Raw genomic sequence first — 20,109 nt, 5'->3', positions numbered from 1 at the left:
GGTGTCACGCCAAAAGATTTTTGTGAAGCGATATTACTTCAACTTGGTATAAAGCCCAAAGCAGGAACAAAACAGCCTCAACTAGAGAATCAAGTTATTGAAGTATTGAAAAATATTGGTATTGAGTTACTCATTATTGACGAAACTCAACATGCACTACCAAATAAAACAAACTCGAAAACCACCCAAAAATTGGCAGATACTATCAAAAATATAGTGGACGAGAGCCATGTTCCGATTTTGTTATGCGGGATCTCATCTATTTCTAAGTTAATTGAAAACAATTTTTCTAGAGCTTCTGAAATGCAACTAGAAGAAGAGCAACTATTTAACAGAACATTGCCCCCGATTGAATTCAATACAATTGAATTGTCCGACAAAGATACAATGGCTGCCGTGATGCAAGGTTATACGATGATATTCGACAAGTTGCACCGCCAATATAGGATATCGATCATCAAAATGACCTCAGCAAAATTTCAAGCTGCGATGTGGGCATCTAGCGAAGGTGTTATTGGCAGAATGGCATTGGTTTTACAATGGGCTATTGAGCTAGCCGACGAAGGGCAACAAATTGACTTTTCTGTACTTGGTAAAGCTCATGATGCTATAGCTACGGGGGGATGGGATAAAAGCGGAATTAACCCATTTACATGTAGTGAAGTTGATTTAAATAAACGAATTACTGCGATTAATAAGTTTTCTAAACGCGCTCGTCTAAATGCCTTAAACAAAGCTAAGGCTAAAATGAAGGAGACTGCGTAATGCTGTCACTTAGATTAGATTTTAGTCCAACAATACATCCTGCATATTACCTTCTTAAAGTGGCTAGTTTGCATGGCTATGCTGATTTAAAAGATATGGTGAATGCGCATGGATTTAGATTTCCTAATAAGTTAGATGGCAACCTCGAAAGTTATAATCAAATCATTAAAGAAACGACTGGTATTGAAACCAACACCAAAGAGTTAGAAGGCTTTGAGTATGATAAAAGCCGCTACTTAACATCCTTAATTTATACTGGTGTGAACATTTGCCCGACCTGCCTTGATGACGGACATGTAAATTTTGACAGTCGTTATCTAACAACTACATATTGTAGTGTTCACCAGTGTAAAACAGTGCAAACCTGCAACCATTGCGGTGAGGAGCTTCAATGGGATAATGCACTACTGAAAGGATTGTGCAGTCATTGTGGTAACAAACTTCAAACGCAATATTCCGAAACTTCAGCATACATAACGTTTATGGAAAATCTTGATAAGGCGATGTTGCCACTCTTTTTAGATGACCTTTCACTTGCTGTTGGTTTCGTTCTAAGACCTTTTGATATTGTCCCGGAACGCGTTAACCGTAATGCCCTCAAGACATGGGACCACATTTTTGAGTCAGCATTCTCATTACTCACAAATGTAAGAAACATACAGAACTGGTTAGCAAATATACGAGCAGATAGCCGATTTACTGATTATCGTTCTAGATATGCAGGGCCAAGGTTCCTGATCAGAAATACAAAGATGGAATGGCCCATCCTTGAACAAGTACTAGCGGAAACTAACATAAACGAATGCTTTTTTGTAGCAGAGGAATTATCTGCTATCAGCCCCAAGAACTTCGGCATTAAGCCAAGTTGGAAAACTAAGGGATTAAGCGACACGGAACAAGATGAACTTGCACAGTGTAAATGTTCTGTGGATACGTTAGCTGATATTTTGTCTTGCAACGTAAATGAAGCAAATTCGATTATTACAAATGGGTTTGTGAAAACTCTACGCGCAGCTAAAGCTGGTGTAACAGCTCAAATAGATATAAGAGAGTTAAGCACAATCGTCTTAAAGGTTGATTTTCAAGGTAATGGAACCTTCGCTCATAACCCCTTAAGTAACGATTTTTTGAAACTGTTTTACTGTGACTTGGCAGACGTATTCGAAATGGTATGCAAAACTCCTCAAATATTTACTCAGTCGAAATCTACAGATGGTTTTTTCAAAAGGCTGAAAGTTAACGATACAAGACAGTTTTTAAATACAATCCTTTCTAAATATAAAGGACGATTTGACGAAAAGATAACTGAAGTCGAAGCAGTTGCTTTATTTGGCTTTACTCAAAAAGACCTCAAGGCACTTTGGCAGCAAGAATTGGCCTATTCACTACCTTGGCAGCAAGGAGCTACTTATTTTCGAATCCGCGATTTAGAAAATATTGAAAACAAGGTATTCAATCTAAAGCGATACTGTTTAGTTAGAAATATTGACTTTGATAAGCTTAAAGCCGAAATGTCAAAAAATAATATCGATCCAATTGTTGGTGATTCTTTCTATCAATGTAAGACCCAAGTGGTTACCTATATAAAGGAAGGGAAAATTATCCAGCCAATTAGAACCTTTAAAACTAAAAGGTTGAACAACTGGCCATTTCAACAAATCCACTCAGCCTAAAACTCTCTATATATAAGTGGGCTAAAAATAATAATAATCGCCCAGACTCCAAACCAGAATCACAATTTATACCTTTTCATGTTGCAATTCTAACATTCTTGCCGTAGATTATTATTAGATAAATTAAATAAAAACAGTTGGTTATGAAATAAATCTCACTTTATGAGTCGCAAGACCCCAAGAGACTCAGCTTAAGTGTCCCAAATGGGATTTTAGGATCTCGCCTTAACTGTCCCAGCCCTTTAATCTCAAGGCTGTCTGATCTCAAGTTATGAGTCTTTTTTCACCATAAAACTAGCCCACTTATGATAGGGTTTTGATAGCTTAGTTTAGCTCAGAATCGACCCAAAATTTAGTGCCTTTTAAAACAGCTTGCAGTGCAAGGCCACTTTCGGTTAAAGAGTAAACAGTAACTTGGTCAGCAATAGCTTCGGCAACTAAAGCGCCACCTTTATCTTGGTATTTTGCAGCAGCATCGGCATTACCACCGAACGCCCAACCATGTTTAATAAATCTATTTAACGCTGCTTGATCGTGAAAAACCATCACAATATTGAAATCTTTAACACCTAAACCTAAGCCTAAACCAGCTTCGCCCATATTCATATAGGTAGATTTTCCGGTTAGGTTATTTTTTACTACACCGTACCCACCACCAAAACTGGCTAAAATAACGTTTACGTTGGCATTATCAAATACAGCATAACCGGCAGAGTTTGCAATTTGAGTTTTAACATCTGGTTTTTTTCGTATAAAGCAGTTAATGTATTCGATTTCATACTTTGTACTAAAGCACGTTTTTCTCCAGGAGAAGCACTGCCTGTAGTAGCGCAACCTGTTAATAAAACGCTAATAACTAACATGCTCAACAGAAGTAATTTTTTCATGATTTTTCCTTTAATAAGGTATATGGTTAATAAATCTGCATTTAGCATAAATATCAAAATTTCGTTATGTCCAATACTAGACAGTATCGGACTTTAAGGTTAATCTATAAGTCTATTATTTTCTTATATATTTTACTATTATGCTTGTTGCTCTGGTCGATACATTAAAACAATTACGTTATCAAATAGCTCACCTTGAAGATAATACACTCCAATCAGAATATCCAGAACTAGCCTCTTTTATACAGCAAGTCAGCTTGACTGTAACTGAATCAAAGGCCGATCTTAACTTTTTATACCAGTTTTTATATGTTTATGGCCGAAAATCAGAAGCAACTTATAGTCGTTTTCGCAATGAATTAGAACGATTTTATTTGTGGTCATGGCTTATAGCTGAAAAATCAGTATTCGATTTAAAGCGTGAAGATATTGAGGCGTATGTTGATTTTATGGTCGAGCCGGACAAAAAGTGGGCATCAACTTCGGTGCAGTGGCGCTATAAAGATGAGCAAGGAGTACGTAGGTTAAACCAAAATTGGCGCCCTTTCATGCAAAAAGAATCTATTGCGAGTCAGCAAACATTATCCGCTATGTTTACTGCACTTAATGTATTTTACAAGTTCGCTATTTTAGAAGAAAAAACCTTCGCTAACTTTGTACCTGTGGTTAAGAAAAATAGCCCCTACTTGGTTGTACAATCACAAATACAAATTCCCGATACATTAAGCGATATTCAATGGGAATACGTATTTGGAGTAACGCGTGATCTGTGCGAACAAAAACCAGAGTATGAAAGAAACCTTTTTACCCTCGCCTGTTTAAAAGGATTATATTTACGTATATCAGAATTATCAGAACGTCCACAATGGTCACCTGTTATGTCTCATTTTTGGCAAGATAACGATGGCTTTTGGTTTTTACGTATAATGGGTAAGGGTAATAAATTACGAGATGTAACTTTAAGTGATGATTTTCTTGAGTATTTAAAACGTTATCGGTTATACCGTGGTTTACCTGCCCTGCCCCGGGTTGACGAATCCGACCCGTTAGTGCATAAAATTCGTGGCCAAGGTGGTATGACAGTAAGACAAATTCGACGTTTAGTACAACAAAGTTTTGATATTGCACAGCAGTCATTACTTGATGATGGGTTTAAAGATGACGCGGAACAATTAGAAGCGGCCACTGCACATTGGCTTCGACATACCGGTGCAACGCATGACGCACAAACTCGACCTTTAAAACATTTATCTGAAGATTTAGGTCACGCAAAAATAGCCACAACTGATCAAATATATATTCAAACAAATATTAAAGAACGGGCAAAGTCTGGAATAAAAAGGAAGATTTAATGGAATACTTAGTTATTGCTTTTATTGGTGCATTATTTTTAATTTATTCTATAACACTACGCCAATTAGAAAAAACAGAAATTACTGGGCCGATGTTTTTTGTTATAGGGGGGATGCTGCTAGCATTGATAGCTCCGAACGAAAGTGAAAATTTTAAAAATGGCTTACGGTTTTTACTGCCCTTTATCGAATTAACGCTCAGTATCTTTTTATTTACCGATGCAGCAAAGTCAAAATTAGGAGTATTAAGGCATAGTTTTCAATATCCTAGTTTACTTTTATTTGTTGCCTTACCTTTAACCCTATTACTCGGGGTTGCTACCGCGTTATTTTTATTTGCTGAGCTTTCATTAATTCAAGCAGCACTTATCGCAATTATATTAACCCCAACCGATGCGGCGTTAAGTAAGGGGTTATTAAGTAATACAAAAGTGCCTGAAAAAATACGCGAAGGTATTAATACTGAAAGTGGTTTAAACGATGGCTTATGTGTGCCTATATTTTTAATATTTATTCTGCTTGCAAAAAATCCTGAATCCGCAATTACTGCAACACAAACGTTAACTGTATTTGGTAGAGAATTGGGAGTTGCATTATTAATTGCATTCGCAGGTATTGCTGTTTTTATTCCGTGTTTAAACTTTGCAATGAAGCGACATTACTTTGCCCAAAACACTAGCCCGTTTTTACTATTGGGTTTTGCTATGGCTGTATTTTCACTTACGCAATATTTTCATGGCAGTGGATTTATTGCCGTATTTGTAGCTGGGCTTTTATTTGATAAATACGCGAGCACCAAAATAAACAAAGAGCTGATTGAAGACTCAGAGCATATAGCTGACTTTTCCTCTTTAATGATTTGGTGTTTATTCGGTTTTGTTTGTGCTTATTTAGTGATCCCGAAATTAAATACTGAAATAATAATTTATGGGCTACTTAGTACAACACTGATCAGAATAATTCCTGTTATGTTGTCACTGCAATTTACGTCATTAAAAATAAAAGAGCGTTTAACGTTTGCTTGGTTTGGGCCAAGGGGGTTGGCTTCAATTGTATTTACCTTAATGGTGATAGACACACAAATAGAAAATAAATTTCAAATTGCGACCATTGCTATGACCACAATTTTATTTAGTGTATTTATTCATGGTATTAGTACAAAACCGATTGCAGACAGTTTTGCTAAAAAAACTAAATAAATATAAACAAAAATAAAAAGGCGTAACTTAATAATAAGTTGCGCCTTTTTATTTTACAGCTTACTTAGTTAAATTATTAACTAAGTACTTTTGCCAGTAACTCTATTGGATGCTTAGGCTTAAATTTTTCATAACGTTTTACTTGGCTACGACATGAAAAGCCAGTTGATAAAAGTTGCTCAGGTTTATTTTTATCAACGATAGGTTTCCAACTCATTTCATAAAGTGCTTTGGAGTTTGCTTGGTTTTGTGCTTCATGACCATAAGTGCCGGCCATACCACAACACCCAGTATTTGTGGTGTTTAATGTTAAACCAAGTTCATCAAAAATATTTTTCCACACACTTGCTGCTTTTGGTAATGCAGTCGTTTCGGTACAGTGACTTAATAAGGTAAATTCAGTATTTATTTGTTTAGCTTTTAAAGCACTGAACGATTGTGTTTCTAACCATTCATGCGCAAGTTGCACATTAAAATCGCCACGGTTACTTTCTAAAATTGTATTATACTCATCGCGATAACACATCACTAACGACGCATCTAAACCAACTAACGGCGCATTAATGTCATTAAGCTGATTTAAAAACTCTGCAGCACTTTTTGCCGTTAGCTTAAATTCATGTAAAAAACCTTTCACGTGCTGAGGTTTCCCATTGGGTTTAAAGGGTAACAGCATTGGTTTTTTTCCAAGCTGAGTAATTAGTGTAATAAAACTCTCAACCAATTCTGCTTCGTAAAAGCTGGTGAATGGGTCTTGAACAATGAGTACATAAGCATTTTGCTCATCCGTACTTAATTTTTTAAGTAATTCTAAATTAAATGTTTGCGCTTTGTTTATACGTTTACCGAGTGCTGGAATACTTAGCTGCGGGGTATCAACATAACCGACTGTTTTTTTAATAATGCTACTTACAAGTGATGTTTTTACAATTGGGTTAATAATCCTAGCAAACTTTGCCATTAACGGTGCGCTATTTTCGATATTACCCACTAAATAATCTTTGAGTGGGCGCGCATAATAACTATGGTAATAATTTAAAAAACGAGCTCGAAAAGTTGGTACATCTACCTTTATTGGGCAAGCGGTAGTACACGCTTTACATGCTAAACATTCGTCCATTGATGCTTTTACTTCGTGAGAAAAATCGTAAACGCCTTTATTTTTTTCACGGCTATGAACAAAACGCTCCCACCAGGTGATCACTTCACCTTTGTTTAGCTCTTTTTCTACTTCAAGCAAATTAACATCTTTCGATTCTTGAAGTCGTAACCATTCACGCATTAAACCCGCGCGACCTTTAGGTGAATTACGGCGATCGCCGGTCACTTTATAAGATGGGCACATTGGCGAGTTTTCATCATAATTAAAACACAAGCCGTTACCATTACAGGTCATTGCATTATTAAAACTGGTTTTAACATCAATAGAAATTTGCTTATCGAAGTAAGAACGTTTCTGCCCATCAACACTAACTAGTGAGTCCTTACTTTCAAGCGGAGTACAAATTTTACCGGGGTTTATCTTATTATTTGGGTCAAACGCCGATTTTATTTTTCGTAATTGGGTAAATAAATGCTCACCAAAAAATTCAGGACCGTATTCACTTCTGTAACCTTTACCGTGCTCGCCCCACATTAAACCACCGTATTTTGCGGTGAGTTTTACTACTTCATCTGAAATAGTGCGCAGTAATTTTTCTTGTTCAGGGTCGCACATATCCAGTGCTGGCCTAACATGTAAAACGCCAGCATCAACATGGCCAAACATACCGTACTGTAAATTATAGCTATCAAGTAGCGCTCTAAATTCAACAATATAATCGGCTAAATTTTCTGGTGGAACGGCGGTGTCTTCTGCAAACGCGAGAGGTTTTTGGCTGCCTTTTACATTACCGAGTAAACCCACTGATTTTTTACGCATTGCATAAATTTTTAATATATCGCTTTTCTCGCTGGTTAACTGATAGCCAATAACACCATTAGTTTGATTAGCAACACACTCATCTAACAATTTGCACAAAGTGTCTACTTTGTTTTTTATGTCTTCTGGTGATACGGCATTAAACTCAACCATGTTGAGTCCTTGCATATCTTTATTTGGTATATCAGTTATTAAGTCCGATACTGAATGCCAAATAATATCTTCACGAGCTAGATTTAATACTTTGCTGTCAACGGTTTCAACTGAAGTTGCGCGAGCATCAACTAAAAATGGTGAATGGCGAAGTGCAGAATCAAAACTGTCATATTTTATATTTATGAGGGTTTTAAATTCTGCGATAGGTGTTAGGTTTAATTTTGCTTCAGTAACTATGCCTAAAGAGCCTTCTGATCCGGTTATTAAGCGGCTCATATCAAAAGTTTGTAAGTCTTCACTTAGCACATGCTCTAGGTCATAACCGGTTAAAAATCTATTTAACCGTGGAAATTTGGCTAATATAGCGTCGCGTTCATTAAGTGATATGTCTAATACTGTTTTGTAGAGTTTGCCAATTAAGGATTCCTGATCGGCAATTATTTTTGCTTTTTCAATGTCTATTGGACTGGTAGACATTGCAGTGCCATCAACTAAATAGGTGGTTAGCCCTAAAACATGGTCGCTGGTTTTGCCATAAACTAAGGAGCCTTGCCCCGATGCATCAGTACTGATCATGCCGCCAATAGTGGCGCGGTTACTGGTAGATAAATCGGGTGAAAAGAAAAATCCATACGGTTTTAAAAAGTTGTTAAGTTGATCTTTTATCACGCCCGTTTGAACTCGTACCCAACCTTCTTCAACATTTATCTCGAGGATTTCACGCATATAACGTGATAAATCAACCACAATACCAGGCGTTAAAGATTGACCATTTGTTCCTGTGCCGCCACCGCGAGGACCAAAAGTTAACGATAAAAAAGGGTCTTGCGATGCTATTTGCAGAGCAACTTGAATGTCTTTTTCGCTTTTAGGAAAAATAACACCTTGCGGAAGCTGCTGGTAAATACTGTTATCGGTTGATGCAGTGAGTCTGGTTGCATAACTGGCGTCTGTATCTCCAGTAAACCCTTGATTTTTTATGGTATTTAAGTAATTTGCAACCAAGTCGGTCGCGGCATCTTGTTGTGTAATAGTTGCTATCATGGCGGCGCTTATTAATGCATTTGTGTAATTATATCATGGCGATGGCTAATAGAAATTGAAGATTTTACAGTTTGTAACACTCTTTTTATCGATATATGAGCAGCTGCAATTATAATCAAGTTAAACGCCTACTATGAGGTTTATATGAAAAAACTACTTATGCAGATCAGCGGAACACTGTTTATTTTACTCGGATTATTGTTTGCTGTGGTGCCAGGGCCATCGTTAATATTTTTTATTGCAGGCTTATTCTGCTTTTCTATGTATTACCCTAAAGCAAGAGGGTATTTAACTTGGTGTCAAAAAGCACTGACTCGCTCATGTGCCTATTTAGATAAAAAATTAGCAAAAAATTAATTTTTAATCAATAAAAAATGCCAGCAGTTGCTGGCATTTTTTAACGAGGTAACTTACTTAGCAAGTTTGTCTGCTAAGTATAACCATGTTTCTAGTACTGTATCTGGGTTTAGCGAAACAGAGTCAATGCCCTGCTCTACTAACCATGCTGCAAAGTCTTCATGATCTGAAGGACCTTGACCACAAATACCTACATATTTACCTTTTTCTTTGGCTGTTTTAATAGCCATAGAAAGTAGCTTTTTGATTGCAGGGTCACGCTCATCAAATAGGTGAGCAATTAAACCTGAGTCGCGATCAAGACCAAGCGTTAACTGAGTTAAATCGTTAGAACCGATAGAGAAACCATCGAAGTATTCTAAGAATTCTTCAGCCATTAATGCATTTGACGGAAGCTCACACATCATAATTACTTTAAGACCATTTTCGCCACGTTTAAGGCCATGTTCTTCAAGTAATTCAATAACGCGTTTACCTTCTTCAAGGGTACGTACGAATGGGATCATGATTTCGATGTTGGTCATATCCATGGTATTTCTAACACGTTTTATAGCTTCACACTCAAGGGCAAAACAATCACGGAAGTCTTCAGAGATATAACGTGCAGCGCCACGGAAACCAATCATTGGGTTTTCTTCTTCTGGCTCGTATTGCTGGCCGCCCACTAAGTTAGCATATTCGTTTGATTTAAAATCAGACATACGAACAATTACACGCTCTGGTGCAAACGCACAACCTAGGGTAGAAATACCTTCAACCAGTTTTCCAATATAGAATTCAACAGGTGATTCGTAACCGGCAATCATGTCTGTGATTTCTGCTTTTAATGCATCTGTTTGTGCATCAAAATTTAATAACGCTTTAGGGTGAACACCAATCATACGGTTGATGATAAACTCAACGCGCGCAAGGCCAACACCTGAATGTGGTAAACGTGCAAAATCGAATGCGCGATCCGGGTTACCTACGTTCATCATTACTTTCATTGGAAGTTCAGGCATTTCGTCAACACGTGAAGTAAGTACTTCAAAGTCTAAAATACCTTCATAGATGAAACCAGTATCGCCTTCGGCACATGATACAGTAACTTCTTGACCTGCTGTAATTAAATCTGTTGCATTACCACAACCAACAACGGCTGGAATACCTAACTCACGTGCAATAATTGCAGCATGACATGTACGACCACCACGATTTGTAACAATCGCAGCCGCGCGTTTCATGATAGGTTCCCAATCTGGGTCGGTCATGTCGGTAACTAAAATGTCACCTACTTGTACTTGGTCCATCTCTTTGATTGAATCAAGTACACGCACTACACCACTACCAATTTTATGACCAATTGCACGGCCTTCAACAACAACATTGCTGCTGCCATTAAGTTGGAAGCGTTCCATTACGTTAGTGTCTTCGTTTGAACGAACTGTTTCTGGACGCGCCTGAACTATATATAGTTTGCCATCGTTACCATCTTTTGCCCATTCGATGTCCATTGGACGACCGTAATGTTTTTCAATGATTACAGCTTGTTTGGCAAGGTTTTGCACTTCTTCATCTGTAATCGAGAATTTGTTTGAAAGCGCTGGATCTACGTCAACAATTTCTACTTGTTTGCCGTGAGCTTTGTCTTGTGAGTAAATCATTTGAATGGCTTTAGAGCCAATATTACGACGAACTACAGCTGGCTTGTTTTTAAGTAGCGTTGGTTTATGAACATAAAATTCATCTGGGTTAACCGCACCCTGTACAACCATTTCACCCAAACCATAACTTGATGTGATAAATACAACATCTTCAAAACCAGATTCAGTATCAATACTGAACATAACACCTGATGCTGATTTATCAGAGCGTACCATGCGTTGAATACCCGCTGATAACGCTACACCACGGTGATCGTAGCCTTGGTGAACACGATAAGAAATAGCGCGGTCGTTAAATAACGAAGCGAATACGTGTTTGATGGCTGTCATTACAGAATCTATACCAACAACGTTTAAAAACGTTTCTTGTTGGCCTGCAAAAGAGGCATCTGGCATATCTTCAGCGGTTGCTGATGAACGAACAGCGAATGAAACATCTGCAGTTGTGTCGCCATGTAGCTGGCTGTATGCGTCGCGGATTGCTTTGTCTAGACTAGGTTGGAATGGGGTATCGATAATCCACTGGCGGATATCGGCGCCGACTTTGGCGAGTGTGTTTACATCATCAACATCGAGTGTATCTAAAATGTCATGAATTTTTGCGTTGAGTCCTGATTGTTCTAAAAACTCGTTAAAAGCGTCTGAGGTAGTAGCAAAACCACCTGGGACTTGCACACCTGCGTTAGCTAAGTTTGAAATCATTTCACCAAGTGAGGCATTTTTACCGCCAACTCGAGGAACATCTTGCATACCAAGCTCTTGATACCAGAGAACGTATTCTTGCACGGATCTTTCTCCAAAAAACAAATTGTAGTAGTAACTGTGAGAGTTAAGAAAGAAAACCTTTTATAAAGGTCGCCACCATTCTACACTGGCAAACGTCCCCACGTAAACCGTGATACACTGATTTTAAAATTAAATGTAATAAAAAAGAGGCTTTATGAGAACTGCGTTTTATATTTCAGATGGCACAGCAATCACATCTGAAGTGTTTGGTCATGCGACTTTATCTTTATTCCCTGTCGAATTTAATCATAAAACAATCCCTTTTGTAGAAACTGAAGAAAAAGCGCATGAAATAAAAGCGCTTATTAACGCTACGTCATCTAAGCAAGGTGAAAAGCCTTTGGTGTTTTTTACTTTTGTGAATCATAAATTGTCTGAGATTATTCGCTCAGCGGATGCAGTTTCATACGATTTTTTAAGTACCTATAGCGAAAAAATTGAAAAAGAATTAAATGTGGCGCCAGTACCAAAAGTACACAGAACACACTCTATTCATGAAAAAAGTTATGATTTTAGAATTGATGCCGTTAATTACGCGTTGATGAATGATGATGGTGGCAACATTAAAAACTTTGCGGAGGCTGATATTATTTTAGTTGGCGTTAGTCGAAGTGGTAAAACACCCACCAGTCTTTATTTAGCGTTGCAGTATGGCATTAAAGCAGCCAATTACCCGATAACCGAAGACGACTTAGAAAGCGAAGGTTTACCAAAATGCTTAGTGCCTTATAAGCATAAACTGTTTGGCTTAACTATTGATCCAGAGCGTTTGGCTGCAATAAGAGACAGACGCATGGCAAATTCAAAATACGCATCAATCAGGCAGTGTCGTATTGAAGTGCGCGAAGTTGAAATGCTGTATAAAAAACATAAAATTGCCCATTTAAATTCTACTCATCATTCTGTTGAAGAAATTTCAGCAAAAATCATTTCTGATACAGGCCTTGAGCGTCGTAAGTACTAACAAACTAATGTGTGATTTAAGCGCGTAATTACAGTTAATACACAAAAAAGCCGCTAAATAAAAGCGGCTTTTGGTATTTATGAACGGGTATTATTTACGCGCATCTTTTAGTAAATCAGCTACTAAAAATCCAAGCTCTAATACTTGATCAGCATTTAAGCGTGGGTCACATTGTGTTTTGTAGCGCTGAGCAAGGTCATCGTCAGATAAACCGTATGCACCGCCAGTACACTCTGTTACATGTTGGCCGGTCATTTCTAAATGAACACCGCCTGCGTAAGAACCCTCTGCTTTATGAACAGCAAAGAATTGGCTAATTTCGCGCATGATATTATCAAAGCTACGCGTTTTGTAACCTGAGCTGGCTTTTTCAGTATTGCCATGCATTGGATCTGAGCTCCAAATTACTTTGCGACCTTCTTGCTGTACTTTACGCACCAGCGCAGGTAACTTCTCTGGTAATACATCCGCACCCATGCGCGTGATAAGTGTTAATCGGCCTGGGATATTATCCGGGTTAAGCGCATCGATTAAACGGATAAGCTCGTCTGGATCCATACCTGGTCCAACTTTAACGCCAATTGGGTTTTTAATACCTTTAAAAAATTCAATATGAGCATGGTCTAGCTGGCGAGTACGTTCACCAATCCAAACAAAGTGTGCTGAACAATCGTACCAGTCACCTGATAAATGGTCTCTACGTGTTAATGCTTCTTCGTAGCCTAGTAATAACGCTTCGTGTGACGTGTATAAATCAGTTTCTTTTAAGCTTGGCGCTATAGTTGAATTAATACCACACACTTCCATAAATTCTAACGCGTCTTGAATTTTGTCTGCAAGTTGTTGGTATTTTGCTTTTTGTGGATTAGCAGCAACAAAGCCCATGTTCCAACGGTTAACTTGATGTAAGTCGGCAAGTCCACCTTGTGCAAAAGCGCGTAGCAAATTTAGCGTTGCCGCACTGTGATGATATGCAGTCATTAAACGTTGAGGGTCTGGAATACGTGCTTCTTCAGTAAACTCAAAGTTATTTACTATATCACCACGGTAAGATGGCAACGAAACGCCGTCTATTGTTTCTAAATCGGCTGAACGTGGCTTAGCGTATTGACCTGCCATACGTGCAATTTTAACAACCGGGCACTTTCCACCATAGGTTAATACTACAGCCATTTGTAAGATGGTTTTAAATGTATCGCGAATATTAGCGGCATTAAAGTCGCTAAACGATTCTGCACAATCTCCACCTTGAAGTAAAAAGGCACGGCCTTCGCATACGTCTTCAAGTTGTTTAAATAAACTTCTTGTTTCTTCGGCAAATACTAAAGGCGGTGCACTTTTCAACTGGCTTTCTACCGACTTTAATACGTTTTGATCTGGGTACTGTGGTTGCTGCAGTATTGGCAGTTCTCTCCAGCTATTTGGGTTCCACGATTGCATGTTCATTCCTCATTCCTATTACCTGATGTAATGAAATTAACGTATGCAGTGTGCTTTGTTCAAGGACTAAATACACTATTTACCAATTATTTAGTTATTAGGTAAATTTTAATAAGATTTAAGAGCCTATTTTGAGTTACTTTTGATGAGCAAGTTTATAAAGCAAAAATAAATAAACATTTAAAAACAATAATCTAAGTAGGTAGAGTGTGCATTATAATGGCTTGAGTAGAAGCTTAACAGCTAAGCGATGGTGATACAGATAGCATCAGGAACACATCATACTTAATTTGCACTAATGTAATCTTAACTTTACGGGTGGTTTTAAAAAAGAATACTACTCAATTATGCGCTTTTAAATATTTATGCTAACGCTTCCTACAAAGCTCAGTGCCTTAACTCACCCCTTCTATTATTTCCTTCAAAATATGTGAAGCAAAAGTACTTTAAGAACCAATTGAGAACACATCATACTTAATTTAAAATATTATAAATCTTAGCAATAGCATATTAATTAAAGAAATAACTATCAAAAGAAAAGGTTGTTTGCGAAAATAGTGACTCAGTAAGATGTGTTCTAGATAGGTAGCTAATGGTTACAAAGGTACAAATAAGAAGTCAGTTTGATTTACTCAATGAGTTAACACTTAGCTTAATTGATGAGCTTAAAGAGGTTGGCTTTGCTAAAGCAGAGTATTTTCAATTACCTGAGATTAGTAGTACTGAAGAAAATATAATCCCTGAGTCTATAAGTGTTTCAAAAATAACAGGGGAATTGGCACATAAGGCAATTTTAAATGCTTTCTCAGATATGTATAAAAAGCCAGGGCTAAGCAGCCGAGTATTAAAGCGACACCCTGGTTTGCTAGTGATAAAAGAGGCGAATAAACAAGCCATTATTGATCGCATAGCACAGGTAAATAGTGCAAAAGCAGCTTTTAAAAATTGTATTTTAGCAATAGATAATAACGACGCGCGATTTGAAGCGGTGCATAATGCAATGCCAAATTTAATAACGCTTGCGGCGTATCGTAAAATTCATAGTGAAATTGAATCCCCTTTTTCTGTTCGCTTTACTTGGATGCATAAACACGCAACCAAAACACTTACAAAAAAAATGGCGCTTGAAATGTTAGAAAAATCGGCAGGCTATAAAAACCCGCGAATGATTGATCAGCAAAAATGGCAGTCACTTGTTGCACAAGAACAGGTTCGAGTAGCCAGTTTGGGTGAAAAAGAAAAATTGCGAATTAGGCGCCCTACTCGAGTTAGTCCTCAAGTTAATGTGAGGTACACTGCACAAAATCGCTATCATGTTAGTGCTGCTTTACCTTTTATACTAATTAACCCACAGCCCGACGTAAAATTTGGCGAACTACCGAGTTACCAAAAACCCTTATCGCATCCCCGAAAACGCGAATATGATTTTCTAGTGGACCGATTATATTTAGAACAAGTAACTAAATAAATTATGTTAAAAAGGCCACATAATGTGGCCTTTAATATATTTGTTGGTAAAAATAAATAGAATTACTTTTCTACAATTTCTTCCAGCTTATCTTCATCAATCAATACCGCATTTTCAACAATGCGTTTACCGCCTTGTATTTCAATACGCTTATTGTGTTTATTTAATGCCAATATCTCATCACAAAATTGATCAGACGGATGCATTTCATAAGTGTAATCGACTATGTTGCCGGTTTTATCATCTTTAACATTGGTAATGCTGTATTCAGATATTGCTCCTTTTTCAATTAAATCTTTCATCGTGGTTGTCATATCACGACGCAGTGCTTTTAATTTATTTTCGGTAATATCATCCGTTGAGTAAATAGAGCCATATTTTTCCATAATAGAAAGTAATCTAAAATGGTATGTTTTTCCTGGTGCTGCATAACGCCATAAATGATATAAACGCAGCATCATCCAACGCGATAATCCACGTTTTAATTCTTGTGCACTGTTAAAGTAATAACCTTTGTATTCAAGGTTATCAATCATGTTGTGTACAAATGCATTTAAACACGCTACACATTTTACGTTTCCGCCTTGGCCTTTCTTACCACTAAAGTGCAAAGACGATAAAAAGTTCATATTAGACTCGTAAAACGAATCATCAATATCAGAATTTTTAGTATCCGTTGCAGAATATTTAAAAGAAAGTTTAGAACCTTGCAATGCTTCAAGCGACTCTTTAATTTGCGGATATGGCATAGATTGGCCAACCGCTTTAAGCTCTTGTGCTAATTCGTTCATAGAAAACACAACGGCATATTGAATACCGGACTTAAAATTAATTTTTACAATTTTACCTTTTGAAGCTAGGCGAATTAATGCGCGCTCTACTTTTTCTTCTCTATCTGATGGCCACACTAAATATTCTACATCTTCGCCATCTTTACGAGTACTGACCACAGCCGGTGTTATTTTTATTTCGCCATCATATAAAATACCATCTACTTTTTCAGATATCTTACGCGTAATGATGGTTTTTTTAGGGGCTTCTTCAAGTGGCAGTTTTTTGTGGCCTGAGCGAACAAAACGTCCCCACAGATCATAATGGTTAAATGTGTTAGAGTAAGCGCGTAACCCATGGGCTGCATTTTCTATCGAAATTCGCACATCTTTATTATCTGTAAATAGTGCTAGGCTTTCGTTATCGATCGCACTTTCCACCCCGTGAATTTGGCCCCTAAGTGTATCGGGCAAGTTATCTACCGAGATGTTGACCTTTCGGCTCATGGTTTTTATTTCCGTTTTTATTGTGACAGCTAATAACAACACATAAAGCCACAAAAGTTAAATGTTTAAGTTAGTATAAAAGTGATCTGACTTCAAATAAAATGCTCAGATCAGTATTTTACTAAGGAAAACTTAAGACAAGCGTTTTCAGATCACATTTTTACTAACTGAGTGTTGATAAGCCAAATTTTTACTAACTAAATAATAATTTTGTCCATTACAAAGTGTTTTTTTTATATTTTACACGACAAATTATATAAAAATCTTAACCCCCTGTGGATAAGCTTAGTTCGAGTTAGCATAGATCTGATCTGTACTTACTACAGATCAGATCTATACTAATTAAATCATGCATTATCACTATTGCTTAGTGCATAACTTTATAATTTACTTAGTAAAAATATGATCTACTGGTAGGTATTTGTGAGTAACTCAGTGCTTAACCTGTGCGTAACTTAGATTGTAAATATTCGCTTAGTAAAAAGCTGATCTGCAAGTAGATAAGGATCTGATCTTAACCACGTACAATGCTGATCCACTATTTTTAATATTATTTATATAAATCATTACGTTATATATGTATTTTACACCCTTAGTCTTTAATACCTTATATATTTAACCATACTTAAACTTCTTTATTTATACTAAGCAATCTTAAAGGTGTAAAAATTATTTTATATGTCATGTATTTAAAATGCATGTCGCCTTAAATAGTTGTTTACAGCTAATTGAATGGACATTATACTAAACACCTAACTTTGAGGAATAAAGTATGTCTATCAATAAAAACGCGCTAGATACTTATCGACTTTTGAAAGCAACCGCAGAAGTTGCTGAAAAATCACTAGAAGGACGTATCCAACATTATCGCGCCCATCTTAAATCTGAAGAAAAAGAATTAAGAACTTACACCCAAAAAGCAGCAGCTGATTTACTTGGCTGTAATAATCGTACCTTAAAAAGACGCCATGACAATGGTGACTTTGACGATTTAAATATAAAACGCGGTGCAAACGGCCACTATGCCTACACCTTAGTTAATATTTTTGCTATGGCTGATATTATGGACATACAGCCTGATCACCGCGCATCAACAGACAAACTCCAAGTTATTGTTATTAATTCATTAAAAGGTGGTTGTGGTAAAACAACAAGCATGGTTAACATTGCTGCTGCACTCGCTACCACTAACATTAAACGTTACCGTATCGGTATAATTGATTTAGATCCTCAAGGGTCATCATCAAGCTTTTTCCCATCTTCAGAGCCCGATCCAATTACCGTTGGTGATTTGATGCGTGATTGCATTGACCTTGATGAAGGTGAAACATGGCCTGAATTTGTGTCTAACTCTTTTTTACCAACACATATTCCTAATATTCGTGTTTTACCATCAGGTATGGATGACTTTTATTTTGAGCACGAAACAGCAACATTACTCAAAGACACCTCCAATTATGAGCAAACACGCCATTACCACAAACTACTAGAACGAGTAATAAATCCGGTAAAAGATGAGTTTGACATTCTTTTAATTGATACAGCGCCAACGCTTAACTTTATGTTTTACAATGCATTAATGGCTTCAACGGCGATGCTAATTCCGGTTCACCCTGAAGCGGTAGACTTTGATGCAAATAACAAATATTTAAAACGCTTAGGTGAGATTTATCATACCGTTGCCGCTCTTGGCCATGATGGTTGGGATTTCATGCAATTTTTAGTTACTAATTATGTGAAAGGCAATCACTCACAACGCGACATAGTTAAAGATGTGCGTAGTGCTTTTGGTCGCCAAGTAATGAGCTATCCTATTAATCATAGTTCAGCAATTACCGCCAGTTCATCGTCGTTCAATACTATCTTTGACCAAAAAGCATCTGACAGCTTAGCAAGTAGAGAGTCATTAATGCGCGCACAAGAAAATATCAAAGATGTAGTGGATGAACTCGAAATGCTAATTCGTTCTAATTGGCAATCCACTCAATCTAAATTAAATACGCCTAAGTAAGGATGTTGACTAAAAATGGCTAAAAAACGTAAAAATGACACCCGCTTAGATCCCTTTGCAACCGCTGTTGGCAGTAGCAGCTTAGATGCTCTTTTAGAGCAAGCCAATGCAGGCGATGTTATTCGTATGCCTGCTCCTAGTGATCCTAATCGGGAAATTACGCTTGTTTGTAAAGTGATAGCACATAACGAGATTGAAAACTCAACTCAGGTTTATGGTAAAAATCGTCGCGTACAAGCGCTTTTAAACGAAAAGTCAGTCGCAGATATTCTTCCTGCTATTAAAGAAGATGGCCGTAATCAGCACCCTGCTCTATTGTGGGAGCAAGGTGATATGAGCCTTGTATTAGCTGGTTCTAGACGTCGTAAAGCCTGTATTTTAGGTGGCGCAGACTACCTCGTATTGAGTTCTAGTGACTTTAGCGAGCAAGATGCCAAAGTACTTGCAGTTTCATCAGATCAATACATTGCCCCTAGTCTTTGGGAGTTGGGTCAAGCGTATCAGCAAACTAAAAACGATCTTATTCAACAAGGCAAAAAAGGCTCGTACCGTGAAATTGCTGTTATTGAAGGGGTATCGCATACAGCGATTGCTGATGCGATAAAAGCGTATGAGCAAATATCTGCAGATGTTATAGCCCTTTACCCAACAGCTAATCATGTTGGTAGAGAAGTCGCTAAAAAGCTGATTAACGCAAAGGAGCGAGACGAGGTTGCATTTAACGAGTTAGTTGTAGCACTTGCAAGCAATGATGAAGTTAATGCCTTAGAAGCCGACGACAAGCGCGCTATGCTGATCACTAAACTATTAACCGCAGAGCCTAAAACAGCATTAAAGCGAGAGGCTGTGCTTGAAAACGACTTTATTAGTGTGCAACGTAACCTTAAAAGTGGTGACGTTTCAATAAAAATTAATAATAAAGTGATGACAGACAAGCGCTTAGAACAACTGACTAAACTATTAAGTGCTTTTAATTAGTTAGTAATATCGTGATCTGTAAAGGGGGTAGGTTAGTTAAATAGTGATCTAGCCCTCTTAATTAGTTAGTAAAAATCTGATCTTCCGTGGTGATAAAAAGCAAAAAAAGCCCGATAAACTACTAAGGATCGTATTTTTACTAACTAAACCTGCTCTATTTGATTAAATTGCTACCTTGTTAGTAAAAA

The 20,109-nt window shown here is 37.3% G+C and carries 13 protein-coding genes and 1 pseudogene; 9 read left to right on the top strand and 5 right to left on the bottom strand.

Annotated elements, in window-relative coordinates; translation table 11 throughout:
- Nucleotides 1-765: TniB family NTP-binding protein (locus P20439_RS02835; RefSeq protein ID WP_036932781.1), on the top strand; the 765-nt coding region annotated here is incomplete at its 5' end.
- On the top strand, nucleotides 765-2,438 hold the full coding sequence (locus P20439_RS02830) for a hypothetical protein (protein ID WP_008464484.1): 1,674 nt from the start codon (nucleotides 765-767) through the stop codon (nucleotides 2,436-2,438). The genes P20439_RS02835 and P20439_RS02830, both read left to right, overlap by 1 nt.
- A 324-nt stretch (nucleotides 2,439-2,762) precedes the next feature.
- Here the strand turns inward: P20439_RS02830 and P20439_RS02825 are convergent.
- Nucleotides 2,763-3,325: pseudogene (locus P20439_RS02825) on the bottom strand (YSC84-related protein).
- A gap of 140 nt (nucleotides 3,326-3,465) precedes the next feature.
- Here P20439_RS02825 and P20439_RS02820 point away from each other — a divergent pair.
- Nucleotides 3,466-4,677: a tyrosine-type recombinase/integrase gene (locus P20439_RS02820; RefSeq protein WP_008108719.1), complete on the top strand. Its 1,212-nt coding sequence runs from the start codon at nucleotides 3,466-3,468 to the stop codon at nucleotides 4,675-4,677.
- On the top strand, nucleotides 4,677-5,876 hold the full coding sequence (locus P20439_RS02815; protein ID WP_008108721.1) for a sodium:proton antiporter: 1,200 nt from the start codon (nucleotides 4,677-4,679) through the stop codon (nucleotides 5,874-5,876). Before P20439_RS02820 ends, P20439_RS02815 begins: the two co-directional genes overlap by 1 nt.
- Before the next feature lie 76 nt (nucleotides 5,877-5,952).
- On the opposite strand, the gene P20439_RS02810 is transcribed toward P20439_RS02815, so the two are convergent.
- Entirely contained in the window at nucleotides 5,953-8,997 is a 3,045-nt protein-coding gene (locus tag P20439_RS02810; protein WP_008464478.1) for an FAD-binding and (Fe-S)-binding domain-containing protein, read from the bottom strand.
- 144 nt (nucleotides 8,998-9,141) lie between these two features.
- Between P20439_RS02810 and P20439_RS02805 the strand changes: the two genes are divergently transcribed.
- Nucleotides 9,142-9,354: a PGPGW domain-containing protein gene (locus P20439_RS02805; RefSeq protein WP_008108725.1), complete on the top strand. Its 213-nt coding sequence runs from the start codon at nucleotides 9,142-9,144 to the stop codon at nucleotides 9,352-9,354.
- Nucleotides 9,355-9,407: 53 nt separating this feature from the next.
- Here the strand turns inward: P20439_RS02805 and ppsA are convergent, their stop codons facing one another.
- A complete protein-coding gene (gene ppsA, locus P20439_RS02800) occupies nucleotides 9,408-11,783 on the bottom strand; it encodes a phosphoenolpyruvate synthase (RefSeq protein WP_008464476.1) in 2,376 nt (791 codons plus the stop codon).
- A gap of 154 nt (nucleotides 11,784-11,937) precedes the next feature.
- Between ppsA and P20439_RS02795 the strand changes: the two genes are divergently transcribed.
- Entirely contained in the window at nucleotides 11,938-12,747 is an 810-nt protein-coding gene (locus P20439_RS02795) for a pyruvate, water dikinase regulatory protein (RefSeq protein ID WP_008464475.1), read from the top strand.
- Between the two features lie 90 nt (nucleotides 12,748-12,837).
- Here P20439_RS02795 and P20439_RS02790 read toward each other — a convergent pair whose 3' ends face one another.
- Entirely contained in the window at nucleotides 12,838-14,187 is a 1,350-nt protein-coding gene (locus P20439_RS02790) for a class II 3-deoxy-7-phosphoheptulonate synthase (protein ID WP_171034713.1), read from the bottom strand.
- A gap of 592 nt (nucleotides 14,188-14,779) precedes the next feature.
- Between P20439_RS02790 and P20439_RS02785 the strand changes: the two genes are divergently transcribed.
- On the top strand, nucleotides 14,780-15,655 hold the full coding sequence (locus tag P20439_RS02785) for a DNA replication terminus site-binding protein (protein ID WP_008464472.1): 876 nt from the start codon (nucleotides 14,780-14,782) through the stop codon (nucleotides 15,653-15,655).
- Between the two features lie 62 nt (nucleotides 15,656-15,717).
- On the opposite strand, the gene P20439_RS02780 is transcribed toward P20439_RS02785, so the two are convergent.
- Nucleotides 15,718-16,932 carry a hypothetical protein gene (locus P20439_RS02780; RefSeq protein WP_013463357.1) on the bottom strand — a complete coding sequence of 405 codons (1,215 nt, stop codon included), beginning with the start codon at nucleotides 16,930-16,932 and terminating at the stop codon, nucleotides 15,718-15,720.
- A gap of 772 nt (nucleotides 16,933-17,704) precedes the next feature.
- Here P20439_RS02780 and P20439_RS02775 point away from each other — a divergent pair.
- Both P20439_RS02775 and P20439_RS02770 read left to right on the top strand, forming a co-directional pair.
- Nucleotides 17,705-18,943 (top strand): AAA family ATPase, encoded by a 1,239-nt coding sequence (locus P20439_RS02775; RefSeq protein WP_008464468.1) that lies wholly within the window; start codon nucleotides 17,705-17,707, stop codon nucleotides 18,941-18,943.
- Nucleotides 18,944-18,958: 15 nt separating this feature from the next.
- Nucleotides 18,959-19,921, top strand: coding sequence for a transcriptional regulator (locus tag P20439_RS02770; RefSeq protein WP_008464466.1), 963 nt, complete (start codon nucleotides 18,959-18,961; stop codon nucleotides 19,919-19,921).
- The last annotated feature ends 188 nt before the right edge of the window (nucleotides 19,922-20,109 follow it).

Source organism: Pseudoalteromonas sp. BSi20439, from assembly GCF_000241165.1.
In the GTDB taxonomy this organism is placed as follows: Bacteria; Pseudomonadota; Gammaproteobacteria; order Enterobacterales; family Alteromonadaceae; genus Pseudoalteromonas.
Note: the sequence above shows the minus strand (reverse complement) of the source record. Positions and strands in the feature narration are given on the sequence as shown.

Excerpts from the sequence above, each read along its gene's own strand:
- P20439_RS02830 (WP_008464484.1), top strand. The coding sequence starts at position 765 with ATGCTGTCACTTAGATTAGATTTTAGTCCAACAATACATCCTGCATAT.
- P20439_RS02820 (WP_008108719.1), top strand. The coding sequence starts at position 3,466 with ATGCTTGTTGCTCTGGTCGATACATTAAAACAATTACGTTATCAAATA.
- P20439_RS02815 (WP_008108721.1), top strand. The coding sequence starts at position 4,677 with ATGGAATACTTAGTTATTGCTTTTATTGGTGCATTATTTTTAATTTAT.
- P20439_RS02810 (WP_008464478.1), bottom strand. The coding sequence starts at position 8,997 with ATGATAGCAACTATTACACAACAAGATGCCGCGACCGACTTGGTTGCA.
- P20439_RS02805 (WP_008108725.1), top strand. The coding sequence starts at position 9,142 with ATGAAAAAACTACTTATGCAGATCAGCGGAACACTGTTTATTTTACTC.
- P20439_RS02795 (WP_008464475.1), top strand. The coding sequence starts at position 11,938 with ATGAGAACTGCGTTTTATATTTCAGATGGCACAGCAATCACATCTGAA.
- P20439_RS02790 (WP_171034713.1), bottom strand. The coding sequence starts at position 14,187 with ATGCAATCGTGGAACCCAAATAGCTGGAGAGAACTGCCAATACTGCAG.
- P20439_RS02785 (WP_008464472.1), top strand. The coding sequence starts at position 14,780 with ATGGTTACAAAGGTACAAATAAGAAGTCAGTTTGATTTACTCAATGAG.
- P20439_RS02780 (WP_013463357.1), bottom strand. The coding sequence starts at position 16,932 with ATGAGCCGAAAGGTCAACATCTCGGTAGATAACTTGCCCGATACACTT.
- P20439_RS02775 (WP_008464468.1), top strand. The coding sequence starts at position 17,705 with ATGTCTATCAATAAAAACGCGCTAGATACTTATCGACTTTTGAAAGCA.
- P20439_RS02770 (WP_008464466.1), top strand. The coding sequence starts at position 18,959 with ATGGCTAAAAAACGTAAAAATGACACCCGCTTAGATCCCTTTGCAACC.